Here is a 14,666-nt window from a genome sequence, read left to right as displayed (position 1 = left end):
TCACAATGCGGCCCACGGCCCTTTACCGGCTCTACCGCGCGCTCAGCGCGGTCGCTCTGCCATTTGCTGCGCGCTCTGCTGTCAAAAAGCTACGCAAGGCGGGGGTTCCGGTAGCCCGCGCGCATGAGCGGTTGGGGCACGCCACCGCACAGCGCCCGCTTGGACGCCTGATCTGGTTTCACGGCGCATCTGTGGGCGAGGCAAAATCCGTTCTGCCTCTGCTCGCCCGTATCCGCGATGTGGCACCTGATGTGCAGGTTCTTCTGACATCCGGCACCGCTACGTCGGCAGAGGCTGTCGCCCCCCGTCTGCCCGATGCCGCTGTGCATCAGTTCAGTCCCTTGGACGGTATCGGTCCGCTGGACCGGTTCCTGACCCATTGGCGCCCTGACCTGTGCGTTCTTGTCGAATCCGAGCTGTGGCCCAACCTGCTCGACACATGTGCGGCCCGTGATTTGCCTGTGGCACTCCTGAACGCCCGGCTCTCTGATCGCAGTGCCGCCGGTTGGAAAAAATATCCCGATACCGCGGCCTACATTCTGCGCAGCATTGTTTGGGCCCATTGTCAGGATCGGCGCAGCCGCGATCACCTCCGCGACATGGGGCTCACCACAGCCGAACAAGGAACGAACCTGAAATCCATCCAGAGCGCACCGCGCCTGACCTCGCAAACGTTAGACGCCGCGCACAACGCATTGGCCGGGCGCCCCGTCTGGGTCGCGGCATCGACCCACCCCGGCGAGGAAGAACAGGTGCTTGCAGCCCATCGAACACTGCTGGAAGCACATCCGAACCTGTCCCTGATCCTCGTGCCGCGCCACCCGGAACGGGCGGAAGATATCCTTGCGCTGATCCGCGGGGCCGGGCTGAGCGCCGCGCAACGCAGCACAGGCGAGGGTCTGGACAGCGAGGCGCAGGTCTATCTGGCTGACACCATGGGCGAAACAGACCTTTGGTATGCACTCAGCCCCATCGTCTTTCTTGGCGGCTCGTTCTCGGATGTCGGCGGGCACACACCGTTTGAACCGGCAGCAGCGCATACCGCCATCCTGCACGGGCCGAACTACGCCAACTTCGCCGAAGCCTACGCCGCCTTCAAATTGCAGGACGCCAGTGTTGAGGTTCGGGATGGCCCAGCGCTTGCCGAAGAAGTGCACACGCTACTCACCCATCCCAGCCGCGCGGCGCAGTTGGCCAGCAACGCGCGCCCGCTCGCACCCACGGGCACCGAAGCGCTGGATCAGATCGCGCAGCGGCTCTTTTCGCTGATGGATGATCACGGTATGGACCGCCATGCCTAATCTGCCGCACATCGACGTCATCGCTCCGAACTTCAAACGCCGGCTGTCAGGTGTGACATCGACGGTGGCCCGCCTTGTACCGCTGCAAGCGCAGTCCATCGCCATCACGGCCTGCGCACCCGAGATGCCCGAGGATGTTCCGAATGTGCACTGGTCCAGGCTGCTTATCATGCCGCGCCGTGGCCCATCCGGCCCCCGCGTCTGGCACGCCCGCCGCAATGTCGAGATGATCGCGGGTCTTGCGCTGCGCGGTCTCCTGGGCAAGCGGCTCAAGCTGCTGTTTACGTCCGCCAGCCAGCGGCATCACACCGGTCTGACCAAAGCGCTGATCCGGCGTATGGACGCCGTCATCGCGACCTCAGCCAAAACCGCGGGCTACCTCGAACGGCCTGCAACGGTCATCCACCATGGGATCGACACGGACGTCTTTGCGCCGCACCCGGACAAAGCCGCGCTCAGGGCAGAGCTTGGACTGCCCGACGGTCCCCTGATGGGCTGCTTTGGCCGCATCCGGGCGCAAAAGGGCACGGATGTATTCGTGGACGCGATGATCCGGGTCCTGAGCAATCATCAGGACGCTGCTGCCATCGTCATGGGACGCGCGGTCGACAAGGATCAGGCGTTTCTTGAAGACCTCAAGTCGCATGTGTCGGCAGCGGGCCTTACGGAGCGCCTGCGCTTTCTGCCCGAAGTGCCCGTTTGGGACACACCGCGCTTCTATCAGGCACTGGATGTCTACATAGCCCCCCAGCGGTGGGAGGGTTTCGGGCTGACACCCCTCGAGGCCATGGCCTGCGGCGCGCCCGCGATTGCCACCCGGGTTGGAGCGTTCGAGGAGCTGGTAAAGGATGGAGAAACGGGGACTTTGATTGACCCCGGTGATGTCGATCAGATGGTGGCTGCAACCAACGCCCTGCTGTCAGAACCCCAAAAACTCGCCCTCTGGTCAGCGCAGGCCCGGCAGCGCATGATCGACCACTTCCAGCTTCTGCAGGAAGCGGAAGCAATCATTTCGATCTACCGGGATCTTCTACGCGTCTGACGGGACGGTGGGTGGGGCGATCTGCCACCGGCAGGAGCGTCACCCGACCGTCACGACACCAAGGGAAGCCGCTGTTCAACGATCCCGGCCCACCAAGAACAACCCGCCGGAATTGCCTCGTCATTGAAGTTGTATTCCGGGTGATGGACCATCGCCGTGTCACCATTGCCTACGAGGATGTAGGCCCCGGGGCGCTCTTCGAGCATGAAAGCGAAATCCTCGCCCCCCATCACCAGCGGTGCTTCCTCGCATTGACCGGACACAGACCGGGCGACCTCGGCCGCAAATTCGGTCTGTTCGTCGTGGTTCACCATCACCGGATAGTTCCGGTTGTAGTTCACACGCGCCACCCCGCCAAAGGTGTTGGCAACGCCCTCGCAAATCTCAACCACGCGCTTTTCGGCCAGATCGCGTGCCTCAGCGCTCATGGTCCGGACCGTGCCCATGATCTGCACCTTCTGCGGGATCACATTGAACGCCTTGGATGAGGTCTCAAACGCCGTGATCGACACCACGATCCGGTCGATGGGATCGGCATTCCGACTGACGATGGATTGCAGCATGGTCACCGCGTGCGATGCCATCAGCGTGGTATCAATCGTTTCCTGTGGCTTGGCAGCGTGACCGCCCAACCCCTCGAATTCGATCTCCAGCAGATCGGTGGCGGCAAAGAACGGCCCCGACCGGATAGAGAATTCACCCACGGGCCGCCCCGGCCAATTGTGCATGCCATAGACTTCGTGAATGCCCCATCGGTCCATCATGCCGTCATTGCACATCTCGCGACCACCGCCGCCGCCCTCTTCGGCGGGCTGAAAGATCACAACGACCGTGCCGTCGAAATTCCGCGTCTCGGCTAGGTATTGGGCCGCACCCAGCAGCATCGCGGTGTGCCCGTCATGACCGCAAGCGTGCATGGCATCCGGCGTCTTCGAGGCATAGTCCAAGCCCGTCTGTTCATGGATCGGCAGCGCGTCCATGTCTGCGCGCAGGCCAATGACCTTGCCCGATCCGCTGGCCTTGCCCTTGATCACGCCGACAACGCCCGTGCGGCCAATCCCCTCGACCACCTCGTCGCAACCAAAGGCGCGCAACTTTTCGGCCACCAGCGCGCTGGTGCGATGGGTGTCGAACAGGATCTCGGGGTGCTGGTGGATGTCGCGCCGCCACGCGGTGATGTCGGCGTGCATTTCGGCAAAACGGTTCTTGATGGGCATGCGTAAATCCTGTGGTTACTGCGCGGGCATCCGCTGTTCGACCAGTTCGACGAACCAGCTTGCCCCGGCAGGGATCGCGTCGTCGTCAAACTGGTATTCGGGGTGGTGGACCATCGGCCCGTCCCCATTGCCCAGCATGATGTAGGCCCCCGGACAGGCATTCAACATGAACGAGAAGTCCTCGGCCGCCATGATCGGCGGAATATCGGTGATTACATCGCCTGCAACAGCACGTGCAGCGGCGGCGGCGTATTCGGTGTGCTTTTCGTGATTGATGGTCGCGGGGTAGCCGACGGTATAGTCCACGTCGATCTCGCATTGGTGGGCCTGTGCCATTGCCGTCGCGATCTCCTTCACCCGTGCTTCGACATAGTCGCGCACCTCTGGGTCAAGAGCACGGACCGTACCGGTCATGCGGGTGACATGTGGAATGATGTTGTGCGTGTCGATGTCGGAATGCAGCGCACAGACGGACACGACCGCAGAGGCAAGCGGGTCCACGTTCCGGCTCGTGATGCTTTGCAGGCCGAGGATGATATGCGCCGCAGCCACATTGGGGTCGATGGCCTGGTGCGGCGCGGCTGCATGCCCGCCTTTGCCGGTGACGGTCAGCTTGAACTCATCGGCCGCGGCCAGAAGTGCGCCGGACCGGATGGCAAACTGCCCTGTGGGCAGACCGGGCATGTTGTGCAGGCCGTACACCTCCTGAATGCCCCAGCGCTCGATCAACCCGTCATTGACCATCTCACGGCCACCGCCACCGCCCTCTTCGGCGGGTTGGAAGGCCAGCACCACAGTGCCGTCGAAATTGCGCGTCTCGGCCAAGTACTGCGCGGCGCCCAACAGGATCGACGTATGCCCGTCGTGGCCGCAAGCGTGCATCTTGCCGGGATATTTTGAGGCATAGTCGAGCCCCGTCGCCTCCTCAATCGGCAGCGCATCCATGTCGGCGCGCAGTCCAACCACGCGCCCTTTCGTGTCGGTCTTGCCCTTGATCACGGCGACCACACCGGTTTTGCCGATGCCCGTGGTGATGTCGTCAACGCCAAACTCGCGCAGCCGTTCGACTACGAAGGCGGCCGTCTTATGCACATCGAAATCCAGTTCGGGATGGGCGTGCAAGTGGCGGCGCCAGCCGGTGATCTCGGCATGGGTTTCGGCAAGTCGGTTCTTGATGGGCATAGGGCAGATCCTGTCAGACAGAGGGGCCGAGGCGCATCTTGCTGCCATCGGAGAAACGGCTCAGGCGGAACCGTGTCAGATCATGGCTCGGATCGTTGCCAGAGACCACAGCGGCCAGCACCTTTCCCATCCCGGGCCCGATGCCAAATCCGTGACCGCTCATTCCGGTGCCAACGGTCAGGCCGGGCAGCGCGTCTACGCGGTCAACAACGGGCACGACATCGGGCATCGTGTCGATCATCCCGGCCCATGCGGTTTTGATCCGCACAGGCCCAAGCCCAGGCAATATTTCGTGAAAGTCGCGCGTCAATTGATCGACTTTCCGCCTGTTGGGGGCTGGATTGAGGATGCGCATCGCCTCGAATGGGCTTGGGCCATCGGCGTCCCATGTGCGCGGCGTGGACCAAGCGTCGGGGTAGCCCTTGGGGGCCTTGATCATAAAACGGGTGCCGAAGGGATCGGCGCGCAATTGCGTCAGGTACTTGGGCAAGGCCCGAAATGCGTCCGGTCCGATGAAGAGTTCGTGAAAGCCGCCCGCCGCAAGCGAATACCCCCCATCCTTTCGCATGCGAAAGGCAATGCGATCATCTGCGGCGCCGCCGGGGTAGACCATCGGCATCGGCTCGGTCGCGGCAACTGTCGCACGCACCGACAACTGTGGCAGCGCAATGCCATGGCGACGCAGCAACAGCGATGACCAAGCACCGCCCGCCAGTACCACCTGTGACGACTTGATCTGCCCCGCCTCGGTGACCACGCCGGCGATGCGCCCGCCTTCGATGTCGAGCGCACGGACCGCACAGTTCTCGACCACCGTTGCCCCGGCGCGGGCCGCGACACCCGCAAGGGCAGGCACGGCAACCCATGGTTCGGCCCGCATATCCGATGCCGTATAGAGCGCACCCGCGTAGGGTCGGCTTAGTCCGGGGATCAGATCAGCGATCTGCGGTGTGCTCAAAAGGCGACTGTCCACACCATGCGCCTGCGCATGGGGCAGCCACGCGGCATAGCGGGCGATTTCGTCCTGGGTTTTGGCCAGATAGGTCACACCGCCCTGTGTCAGACCGATGTCCACATTTGTCCGCTGCGCCAGATCACGCCATAGCGCATTCGCCTCGACCATAATCGGCAATTCGTCCGGATCACGCCCCTGCTGCCGGATCCAGCCCCAATTGCGACTGGATTGCTCTCCCGCGATCCGTCCTTTTTCCAGCAGAACGACGGAATGCCCCGCTTCGGCAAGATAGAGAGCGGTGCAGACGCCAATGACGCCACCACCGATCACAACCACATCCGCTGTGGCGGGCGGCGGGCCGGGCCACGTGACGGGCGTGGCATCATGGATGGGAAAGGCCATCACCGCAAACCGACGCGGTTTGCGTCAGCTTTCCGACGCGGAAAGCCGCGACGTCCTGGAAACCGCGCCGGTTTCCAGACGTTTTGTATGTCACAAAACGACCCGCTACGCAACGCGCGCCACCAGATCACGCATGAAAGCATGGCCCGCCTCAAATTGCGCGACCGAGATGTATTCGTTGGGCTGATGTGCTTGCGCAATGTTTCCCGGTCCACAAACGACTGCGGAGTAGCCCGCCGCTTGGAACTGACCGGCTTCGGTGCCGTAGCTTACAACATGGGTGCCATTGTCCCCGGTGATCGACCGCACGAGGCCTTCGGCCGCGCCGTCCTTCTCTGGCGTGAGCGGCGGCACTTCGAACCGGACATCAATGTCGATCCGGGTGTCGGGATGCACCGCCTGCATGCCGCGTTCGATCTCGGCTACATGGGCCAGATACGCCTCTTTCAAGGCCACCACGTCGTCGCCTGGCACGGCCCTGAAATCCATGGAGAAGCGGCAATCCTTGGCCGTGATGTTGTGCGCCGTACCGCCCGCGACCTGCCCCACATGCCAGGTGGTGAAAGGCGGATCGAACATTGCCGCCAACGCGGATGGCGTGGCGGCCCTGTTTTCGGCATTCCGGTGGTTGGCAAAATCAATGATCTTGGCCCCTTCGAGAATCGCACTGACCCCCTGCGGCAGTAGGGACGAGTGTACCTCGAACCCAACGACATGAGTGTCGAACCCCTGCCCGCCCTTGTGTCCGGTGACCGCTTTCATCATCGACGGCTCGCCGACAATGACCGGGCCGCCCTTGGGCACGACACCCTGCATCGCCGCGATCATGGGCGGCGCGCCAAGACACCCGATCTCTTCGTCAAAGCTGAGCGCAAGCTGCATGGGCTTGCCAGCGTAGTGCGCTTCGACGAGCGCCCAGATGGCCAGCGCATCGAACCCTTTCATATCGCAGGTGCCGCGCCCGAAATACTTGCCGTCCTTCTCGGTCACCGTGAACGGGTCGGTGTCCCACGGCTGCCCATCGACGGGCACGACATCCGTGTGACCAGACAGCACGACCGCGCCCTCAATCTCCGGCCCGACATGCGCAAAAAGGGCGGCCTTGGGCTGGTCCGGATGATAGTAACGGTGTGCTGTGATGCCGTGGCCGTTCAGGTACTCTTCGACCCAATCCACGAGCGGCAGGTTCGTGTCCCGGCTCACGGTCGGAAAACTGATGAGCTGCGTCATGAGCTCAAGCGGCGTCATCTTGCGTGTCATATGGATCCCGTTTGAAGCCTGTTCAGCTTAGGCCTAGTGATGCACCACCTCCAGCGCAAAACGCAGAAGACACGACAGAGAAGCAATATGAAGCATGAGAGCGCCCAATGCGTGTTCTGCGCGATCATATCGGGCGAGGCGCCCGCCAGTGTGGTGTACCGCGATGACAGGTGCATGGCCTTTATGAACCTGCGGCCTTTGCATCCTGGCGAGTTCATGGTGATCCCACTGGAGCATATCGACCACTTCACCGACATGCCGGACGATCTGGCAGCACATATCATGGTCGTCGGTCAGCGGTTGGGTCGTCGGATGATGCAGGTCTATGCGCCGAAGCGCGTGGGCTATGTGGTGCACGGGTTCGGTGTACCCCATGCGCATCTGAACGTTGTGCCGCTGCGGGACAGTGGCGACATCATGTCCGCCAAGCACATCGTGCACACTGACACCGGGTTCCGCATCGCGCATGACGCCGTGCCCTTGCGCTCCCGCGCGGATCTGGACGCGGATGCGGCCAGGCTCCGGGGTGGCTAGTAACCGCTGTCGGTCGTGAGTACCAAATGCCCGGGCTCGACCTCCCTGTATTCCGACGGAGCCGGTACGTAATCAATCGGATGGATCGGTGACGGGATCGGTTTGAAATTCAGGTCCTTCTCGGCCTTGCGCTGGCGCGGATCGGCGATGGGCACCGCCTTCATCAACGCCTGGGTATAAGGGTGCTGCGGGTTCTCAAAGACGCGGGCACGTGGTCCCATTTCGACGATGCGGCCCAGATACATGACGCCCACATGGTGGCTGACACGTTCCACCACAGCCATATCGTGGGAGATGAACAGGAACGACAGGCCCATCTCTGCCTGCAATTCCATCATCAGATTCAGAACTTGCGCCTGCACCGACACGTCGAGGGCCGATACGGCCTCGTCCGCGATGATCAGCTTGGGGTTCAGGGCCAGCGCGCGGGCGATGGCAACCCGTTGACGTTGGCCGCCCGACAACTCGTGCGGATAGCGGCGCATGAAGCTGCGCGGCAACTCCACACGGTCAAACAGCATCTCGACCCGCTTCCTGCCCTCGTCGCCCTGGAACATGCCGTAGTTCTGCATGGGCTCGGCAACCTGATCGGCCAGTTGCATCTGCGGGTTGAGGGACGCAAACGGATCCTGAAAAATCATCTGCATGTCCTGGCGCGCGTCCCGCAGATCACGCTCGTTCAACGCCATGATGTCACGACCATCCAGAACAATCTCGCCCGACTGCGGCTCGACCAGTCGCAGGATGGAACGCCCGGCAGATGACTTGCCGCATCCCGACTCGCCCACAAGGCTGAGCGTCTGGCCCTTGTTCAGGGTAAAGGACACATCCTCGACCGCGTGGACATTGGCAACGGTCCTGCGAAAAAAGCCGCCCTTGACAGGAAAGCGCGTGGTCAGGTTACGCACTTCGAGCAGCTTCTCCTCGGTTCCGGGGATCGGTGCGATCTTGCCCTGGTCGCGCCCCAGCAACTTCATGGGTTCGGGATGCGCCTTGCCGCGCATTTCCCCCAGCTTGGGCACCGCTGCCAGAAGCGCCTTGGTATAGGGGTGCTGCGGGTTCTCGAAAATCTCTGCGACCGGGCCCTCTTCGACCTTGTTGCCGCGGAACATGACGACGACCCGATCCGCCATTTGCGCGACAACGGCCATGTCGTGTGTGATGAACATCACAGCCGTACCGGTTTCGCGTTTCAGGCGGTCCATCAGGGCCAGGATCTCGGCTTGAATGGTCACATCAAGGGCCGTGGTCGGTTCATCCGCGATCAGCAGACGCGGCTCACAGGCCAGCGCCATGGCGATCACCACACGCTGGCGCATGCCGCCCGACAGCTCGTGCGGAAACTGCTTCATCCGGCGCTGTGGCTCGGGGATGCGGACCTGCTGCAAAAGCGACAGCGCACGTTCTTCGGCCTGCGCCTTGCTCAGCCCCTTGTGCAGTCGAAGGCCTTCGGTCAACTGACGCCCGACGGTAAAGACCGGGTTCAGCGCGGTCATCGGCTCCTGAAAGATCATGCCGATCTCATTGCCACGAATGGTCCGCATCAATTCCTGGTCCGTCGCAGCCAGATCGACGGCATCGGCATCCTTGCGGTCAAATACCAGACTGCCACCGGCGATCTCGCCCCCGCCAAACTCGACCAAACGCATCAGCGACAGGGAGGACACGGATTTGCCGGACCCGGATTCCCCCACGACGCACACCGTTTCTCCGGCATTGACAACGAATGAGACGTCCTCAACCCCCACAACAGGCCCATCCTTGGTCTGAAATTCGACCCGCAGATTCTGGATGTTGGCAATCGGCGACGTTTCAGTCTGATCCAGCATTTTTATCCCCGCGATTGAGCCTTTGCGGCTCGAATTTTCCAAACAGTGGGCGAAGGGACAGGCACTGTCAAACATTGACCTACGAAATTGTTCGTTGACTGCACGCAACGCTTGCATTTTCGACAAAAGCTGTTTCGATATTGTCGTGCGCTTGGGGGGCCAAGAGTAAAAACCACGGGGAAACCGTGGGTTAACATGTGTTTCTGTCATCCCCCCTGGCTGGACCTGCGCCGCGTTCTGCGTGGTGCGAAACTGACGCGCAGGACAAACCTGCGGTCCAACAAGGAGTATGACATGTCCCTTAAAACCGTTTTGATGGGTGCTGTGGCCGCGACCGCGCTGGCCCCCGCCGCCTTTGCCGAGCGTGGCTCGGACGGCGCGCTGCGCATCATCTACTGGCAAGCGCCATCGACGATGAACCCGTTCCTGTCCGGCGGCACCAAAGAGATCGAAGCCTCGTCCATGGTCATTGAGCCGCTGACCCGCTTTGACGAAACCGGCGCCATCCAGCCCTGGCTGGTCGAAGAGATTCCGACAGTCGAGAACGGCGGCATCTCCGAAGATCTGACGACGATCACATGGAAGCTGACGCCCGGCATCCTGTGGTCGGATGGCACGGCATTTACCTCGGCGGACGTTAAGTTCACCTACGAATATTGCACGCACCCGGAAGCCGGCTGTGCCCAGATCACCAAGTTCGAAGGCATCTCCAGCATCGAGACGCCAGACGACCTGACCGTGGTCATCACCTTTGATGCACCGACCCCCTACCCGTTTGCAGCCTTTGGTGGCGCGGAAAGCCCGATCATTCAGGCCGCGCAATTTGCCGACTGTATCGGCCCGGCGGCCCCGACCTGCACCGAACAGAACTTCAACCCGATCGGCACAGGCGCGTTTGTCGTCACCGACTTCCGCCCCAACGACGTGATCACGCTTGAGGCGAACCCGAACTACCGCGACCCGGCCAAGCCTGCCTTTGCCAGCATCAATTTCAAAGGCGGCGGTGATGCCATCGGTGCCGCGCGCGCCGTGCTGGAAACCGGCGAATTCGACTATGCCTGGAACCTGCAGGTCGCACCCGATGTGCTGGCCGAGATGGAAGGCTCCGGTCGCGGTGAGCTGATGACCAGTTTCGGCCCCTCGGTCGAGCGGATCATGCTGAACAACACAAACCCGGACCCGGCGCTTGGCCCAGATGAGCGCGCCGTGATCCGCCCGCACCCTTTCCTGCAGGATCCGGCGGTGTATAACGCCATGTCGCTGGCCGTCGACCGTGTGCTGCTGGCCGAGATCGGCTATGGCGCTGGCGGTCAGGTGACCTGCAACTGGGTGCCCGCCCCTGCGGCATACAACTCCGACACGTTCACCTGCGACACGCAGGATATCGACGCCGCCAATGCAATGCTCGATGAGGCAGGCATCGTCGACACAGATGGCGACGGCGTGCGCGAAAAGGATGGCGTGCCGCTCTCGATCCTGTTCCAGACATCGACCAACTCGATCCGCCAGGACTATCAGGCGCTGATCAAGGAATGGTGGAGCCAGATCGGCATCGAAACGGAACTGCGCAACATCGACGCTTCGGTGTTCTTCGGCGGTGACGCCGGAAGCCCGGACACGTTCCAGCGCTTCTATGCAGACGTGGAGATGTACACCAACACGTTCTCGGGCACCGACCCGCAGGCGTATCTGGCCAACATGCTGTGCGACAAGGCCCCAAGCCCGTCCAGCCAGTGGCAGGGTGAGAACATCTCGCGCTTCTGCATGAAAGAGTATGATGCGCTGTGGAACACGCTGGCCCAGACGTCCGACCTGGATGAGCGTGCAAGCATCGGGCGTCAGCTGAACGACATGGCCGTGTCCAATGGTGCCATGATCCCGCTGACCCACCGTGGTGACATCTCGGCCAAGGCAACGTCGCTGGAAGGCGTTCGCATGAACTCCTGGGACAGTGAGCTTTGGAACATCGCGGACTGGAGCCGCTCCGAGTAAGCATAGCGGTGCGCCGTAAGGGCGCACCCTACCCCCACATCGTAAGGTGCGCGACCATAGCGCACCTTACCTGTTCGGACACATATTCATGCTCACCTTCACGATCCGCAGACTGTTTCTGTCGATCCCCACGCTGATCCTGATCAGCCTTGCGATCTTCATGCTGCTGCAACTCGCCCCCGGCGACCCGATGGCCCAGGTGCCCCTGACCGTTCCGCCAGAGGTCAAGGAACGCATGCGCGCCGCCCTTGGCCTGGGTCAACCGCCGCTTGTGCAATACTGGAAATGGCTTGTGCAGTTCTTCTGGATCGAGCCGCAGGTGCTCATAGATCACTGGTTCGGCACATCCTTTGCCGAAGGCAAACAGCGGGTCATCTCATGGCAGACGCGCAGCCCGGTGATGGACATCGTCGTCCAGCGCATCCCGCAAACGCTCTGGGTGGTTGGCCTGTCTTACATTGTCGGTATCCTGATCGCCCTGCCGATTGGCATCTACTCCGCCTACAAGCAATATTCCGTCTTCGATCAGTCCGGCACATTCATCACGATGATCGGCTTTTCGATCCCGCCCTTCTTCACCGGACCATTGCTGATCGTGATCTTTTCGGTGCAACTGGGTTGGTTGCCGTCGATTTACGACACGACCCATGTGGTGCGTGACTGGGCCAGCTTCAAAGTGCAGTTCATGCAGATGGTCATGCCGGTGATGGTGCTTGCACTGCAAACGACGGCCCAGATCAGCCGTTACATGCGCTCGTCCATGCTGGACAACCTGAACCAGGACTACGTGCGCACCGCCCGCGCCAAGGGCCTTCGTGAAGGGGTCGTCGTCATGGTCCACGTGCTGCGCAACTCGATGATCCCCGTGGTCACGGTTATCGCACTAGGCGTGCCCGCCATCTTCGGCGGCGCGATCATCACCGAAAACGTGTTCAAAGTGAACGGCATCGGGCAGCTTTTGCTCACCGCGCTGTTCGCCAGTGACCTGCCGATGGTGATGACGCTGACCTTCATCTTCGCGATCCTGATCGTGCTCTTCAACCTGATCGCCGACGTGCTTTACGGCGTGCTGGACCCGAGGATCCGCTATGACTGATCAAGCCCTCGACCCCTATGCGGCCCTCCAGGACAAGGAACCGCCCAAAGCCCCGCGCAGCCAGTGGAAGGATGTATGGGACCAGTTCAAACGGCACAAAGGCGCGCTCTTTGGCGGTGGGTTTCTTATGTTCATTACCCTCGCGGTGATCCTTGGACCTTATGTCTGGCAGGTGGACCCGCAAAAGCTGGACATCCGGAACAAGGACATGCGGCCCATCTACGTTGCGCTGTGGGACGGCTCGGCCAAGGTGGGCTGGTTTCGCCCCCTGGGAACCGACAACCTCGGGCGCTGCATCATGGCAAATCTAATTGCAGGCGGTCGGGCCTCCATGGCGGTCGGCTGGGCGGCGATGTTGCTGGCCCTTATCATCGGCACGACCATCGGTGTGCTGGCGGGCTACTTCAAAAAGCTAGACTTCTGGCTGATGCGCTTTACCGATCTGGTTCTGTCGCTGCCCATCCTGCCCTTGCTCTTGGTGGCGGTGACACTGTTTCGCGAACCACTCCGGCAAAACTTCGGCCCCGAAGGCGGCATGTTCATCCTGATCGTAACCGTGGTTGGCCTCACCTCCTGGATGCAGACCGCACGGATCGTGCGGGGCGATATTCTGGCCCTCAAGGAACGGGAATTCATCTTGGCCGCACGTTCCATCGGCACGACATCGGGCAAGATCATCCGCCGGCACCTTTTGCCCAATGTGATCTCGCCCATCATGGTGTCAGCCACACTGGGCCTTGCAACCGCTATCATCACGGAAAGCGCGCTGTCTTTTCTTGGCGTGGGCTTCCCATCGGACTTCCCGACATGGGGCAAGCTGCTGGCGGACGCAGTGCAGCGGATGGAGCAGTACCCCGAGCGGGTCGTTCTGCCGGGTATCCTGATCTCGCTCACCGTGTTGGGGGTGAACTACCTAGGCGACGGTCTGCGTGATGCGCTCGATCCGCGTATTCGTGGGCGCTAGACCATTGTTTCAAACCGCGACTACGGGCTGTCCGGACGGATCAGGCCGTAGTCGGAAATGATCTTCTGCCACGCGCGTGACGCGATCAATTTCGGCACTGCGTCTTCCAGAAAGTCGCGTACATCTTCCAAATCAGGCTGCACCATGATGTAACGGTGATAGTTGGAATGGGGTTGGTCCGAGATATGAATGGCATCACCCAACCCAAGGTTTTGAATGTAATAGGTCATCGCGGACTCGGCCACAATAGCGACACGCCCCCTGTTGCTGGCGATAAACTGAACCAGACTGCGTTCTGACCTCACATCCATGCGGTCCACCAGCCTGCCAGCGACAAGGCGGTCGACATCCTGATAGCGATGGCCACGCACGCCCACAAGCATCGCACCGGTCAGTGAACGCGGACCGCTATACTCAAACGCAACATCCGTGGGTGAGATAACGACATTCCGATCTTTCAGAATGGGCGTGGTCCAACGATACCTTGTGCGGCCAGTGTCGCCAAACCAGGCCGGATTTGCCCACATCACCAATCCCGGTTGCCCCGCCTCAAGTCTTTGGTTCAGCCGCTGGCGGGGCAATACCATCACCTGAAAGTCGAACGCACCGTCAGACATATCGCCAAGCATCCGGGCAAGATCGTAGCTCAGACCACGTTCCCCAGTCATGTCGATGATGAAGGGCGGGTAGTTGTGATAGATCCAAACCGAAACCTCCGCGGCCCGCAGCCGCGCCGCACTGGCAAAAGCAAGCAGCACAGACAGAAAAGCGCAGCACAGCATTCCTGCAAAAGCACGATGTTCCGACCGCCCGATAACCTGACCCTCCATACACCTCACGTTCGAGGTGCCGCTTACCTCACGGCTGTAACAGTTGCGAAGACAGGGTTAAA

General features: G+C 61.5%; 12 protein-coding genes. 6 read left to right on the top strand and 6 right to left on the bottom strand.

Going from position 1 to position 14,666, the window contains the following annotated elements:
- The first annotated feature begins 5 nt into the window (after positions 1 to 5).
- Both RA29_RS12015 and RA29_RS12010 read left to right on the top strand, forming a co-directional pair.
- On the top strand, positions 6 to 1,301 hold the full coding sequence (locus RA29_RS12015; RefSeq protein WP_039686290.1) for a 3-deoxy-D-manno-octulosonic acid transferase: 1,296 nt from the start codon (positions 6 to 8) through the stop codon (positions 1,299 to 1,301).
- Positions 1,294 to 2,343 (top strand): glycosyltransferase family 4 protein, encoded by a 1,050-nt coding sequence (locus tag RA29_RS12010; RefSeq protein WP_039687738.1) that lies wholly within the window; start codon positions 1,294 to 1,296, stop codon positions 2,341 to 2,343. The genes RA29_RS12015 and RA29_RS12010 overlap by 8 nt, the downstream gene beginning before the upstream one ends.
- A 50-nt stretch (positions 2,344 to 2,393) precedes the next feature.
- Here the strand turns inward: RA29_RS12010 and RA29_RS12005 are convergent, their stop codons facing one another.
- The 4 genes from RA29_RS12005 to argE all read right to left on the bottom strand — a co-directional run bounded on the left by RA29_RS12005 (position 2,394) and on the right by argE (position 7,359).
- Positions 2,394 to 3,560 carry a M20 aminoacylase family protein gene (locus tag RA29_RS12005; RefSeq protein ID WP_039686288.1) on the bottom strand — a complete coding sequence of 389 codons (1,167 nt, stop codon included), beginning with the start codon at positions 3,558 to 3,560 and terminating at the stop codon, positions 2,394 to 2,396.
- 15 nt (positions 3,561 to 3,575) lie between these two features.
- On the bottom strand, positions 3,576 to 4,742 hold the full coding sequence (locus RA29_RS12000) for a M20 aminoacylase family protein (protein WP_039686286.1): 1,167 nt from the start codon (positions 4,740 to 4,742) through the stop codon (positions 3,576 to 3,578).
- A gap of 13 nt (positions 4,743 to 4,755) precedes the next feature.
- Positions 4,756 to 6,099, bottom strand: coding sequence for an FAD-binding oxidoreductase (locus RA29_RS11995; RefSeq protein WP_039686284.1), 1,344 nt, complete (start codon positions 6,097 to 6,099; stop codon positions 4,756 to 4,758).
- A 105-nt stretch (positions 6,100 to 6,204) separates the two neighbouring features.
- Positions 6,205 to 7,359, bottom strand: coding sequence for an acetylornithine deacetylase (argE, locus tag RA29_RS11990; RefSeq protein WP_039686282.1), 1,155 nt, complete (start codon positions 7,357 to 7,359; stop codon positions 6,205 to 6,207).
- Positions 7,360 to 7,446: 87 nt separating this feature from the next.
- Between argE and RA29_RS11985 the strand changes: the two genes are divergently transcribed.
- On the top strand, positions 7,447 to 7,893 hold the full coding sequence (locus RA29_RS11985) for an HIT family protein (RefSeq protein ID WP_039687737.1): 447 nt from the start codon (positions 7,447 to 7,449) through the stop codon (positions 7,891 to 7,893).
- Here RA29_RS11985 and RA29_RS11980 read toward each other — a convergent pair.
- Positions 7,890 to 9,722, bottom strand: a complete 1,833-nt coding sequence (locus RA29_RS11980) for an ABC transporter ATP-binding protein (protein WP_039687736.1) — start codon at positions 9,720 to 9,722, stop codon at positions 7,890 to 7,892. The genes RA29_RS11985 and RA29_RS11980 overlap by 4 nt on opposite strands.
- A gap of 294 nt (positions 9,723 to 10,016) precedes the next feature.
- Here RA29_RS11980 and RA29_RS11975 point away from each other — a divergent pair, with 294 nt between their 5' ends.
- From RA29_RS11975 to RA29_RS11965, 3 genes are all read left to right on the top strand, one after another.
- Positions 10,017 to 11,714: a peptide ABC transporter substrate-binding protein gene (locus RA29_RS11975; protein ID WP_039687735.1), complete on the top strand. Its 1,698-nt coding sequence runs from the start codon at positions 10,017 to 10,019 to the stop codon at positions 11,712 to 11,714.
- Between the two features lie 88 nt (positions 11,715 to 11,802).
- Entirely contained in the window at positions 11,803 to 12,810 is a 1,008-nt protein-coding gene (locus RA29_RS11970; RefSeq protein ID WP_039686280.1) for an ABC transporter permease, read from the top strand.
- Positions 12,803 to 13,774 carry an ABC transporter permease gene (locus RA29_RS11965; RefSeq protein WP_039686278.1) on the top strand — a complete coding sequence of 324 codons (972 nt, stop codon included), beginning with the start codon at positions 12,803 to 12,805 and terminating at the stop codon, positions 13,772 to 13,774. The genes RA29_RS11970 and RA29_RS11965 overlap by 8 nt, the downstream gene beginning before the upstream one ends.
- 20 nt (positions 13,775 to 13,794) lie before the next feature.
- Here the strand turns inward: RA29_RS11965 and RA29_RS21940 are convergent, their stop codons facing one another.
- Complete coding sequence (locus RA29_RS21940; RefSeq protein WP_082029527.1) at positions 13,795 to 14,604, bottom strand: transporter substrate-binding domain-containing protein; 810 nt, start codon at positions 14,602 to 14,604, stop codon at positions 13,795 to 13,797.
- Between the last annotated feature and the right edge of the window lie 62 nt (positions 14,605 to 14,666).

Source organism: Tateyamaria sp. ANG-S1 (assembly GCF_000814025.1).
Classification (GTDB): domain Bacteria; phylum Pseudomonadota; class Alphaproteobacteria; order Rhodobacterales; family Rhodobacteraceae; genus Tateyamaria.
The sequence above is the reverse complement of the archived record's forward strand: the minus strand, read 5'-3'. Positions and strand labels throughout refer to the sequence as shown.

Bases quoted from the DNA above. Each gene is read 5' to 3' on its own strand.
- RA29_RS11995 (WP_039686284.1), bottom strand. From the start codon at position 6,099: ATGGCCTTTCCCATCCATGATGCCACGCCCGTCACGTGGCCCGGCCCG.
- RA29_RS11975 (WP_039687735.1), top strand. From the start codon at position 10,017: ATGTCCCTTAAAACCGTTTTGATGGGTGCTGTGGCCGCGACCGCGCTG.
- RA29_RS12005 (WP_039686288.1), bottom strand. From the start codon at position 3,560: ATGCCCATCAAGAACCGTTTTGCCGAAATGCACGCCGACATCACCGCG.
- RA29_RS12015 (WP_039686290.1), top strand. From the start codon at position 6: ATGCGGCCCACGGCCCTTTACCGGCTCTACCGCGCGCTCAGCGCGGTC.
- RA29_RS11970 (WP_039686280.1), top strand. From the start codon at position 11,803: ATGCTCACCTTCACGATCCGCAGACTGTTTCTGTCGATCCCCACGCTG.
- argE (WP_039686282.1), bottom strand. From the start codon at position 7,359: ATGACACGCAAGATGACGCCGCTTGAGCTCATGACGCAGCTCATCAGT.
- RA29_RS11965 (WP_039686278.1), top strand. From the start codon at position 12,803: ATGACTGATCAAGCCCTCGACCCCTATGCGGCCCTCCAGGACAAGGAA.
- RA29_RS12010 (WP_039687738.1), top strand. From the start codon at position 1,294: ATGCCTAATCTGCCGCACATCGACGTCATCGCTCCGAACTTCAAACGC.
- RA29_RS11980 (WP_039687736.1), bottom strand. From the start codon at position 9,722: ATGCTGGATCAGACTGAAACGTCGCCGATTGCCAACATCCAGAATCTG.
- RA29_RS21940 (WP_082029527.1), bottom strand. From the start codon at position 14,604: ATGGAGGGTCAGGTTATCGGGCGGTCGGAACATCGTGCTTTTGCAGGA.
- RA29_RS12000 (WP_039686286.1), bottom strand. From the start codon at position 4,742: ATGCCCATCAAGAACCGACTTGCCGAAACCCATGCCGAGATCACCGGC.
- RA29_RS11985 (WP_039687737.1), top strand. From the start codon at position 7,447: ATGAAGCATGAGAGCGCCCAATGCGTGTTCTGCGCGATCATATCGGGC.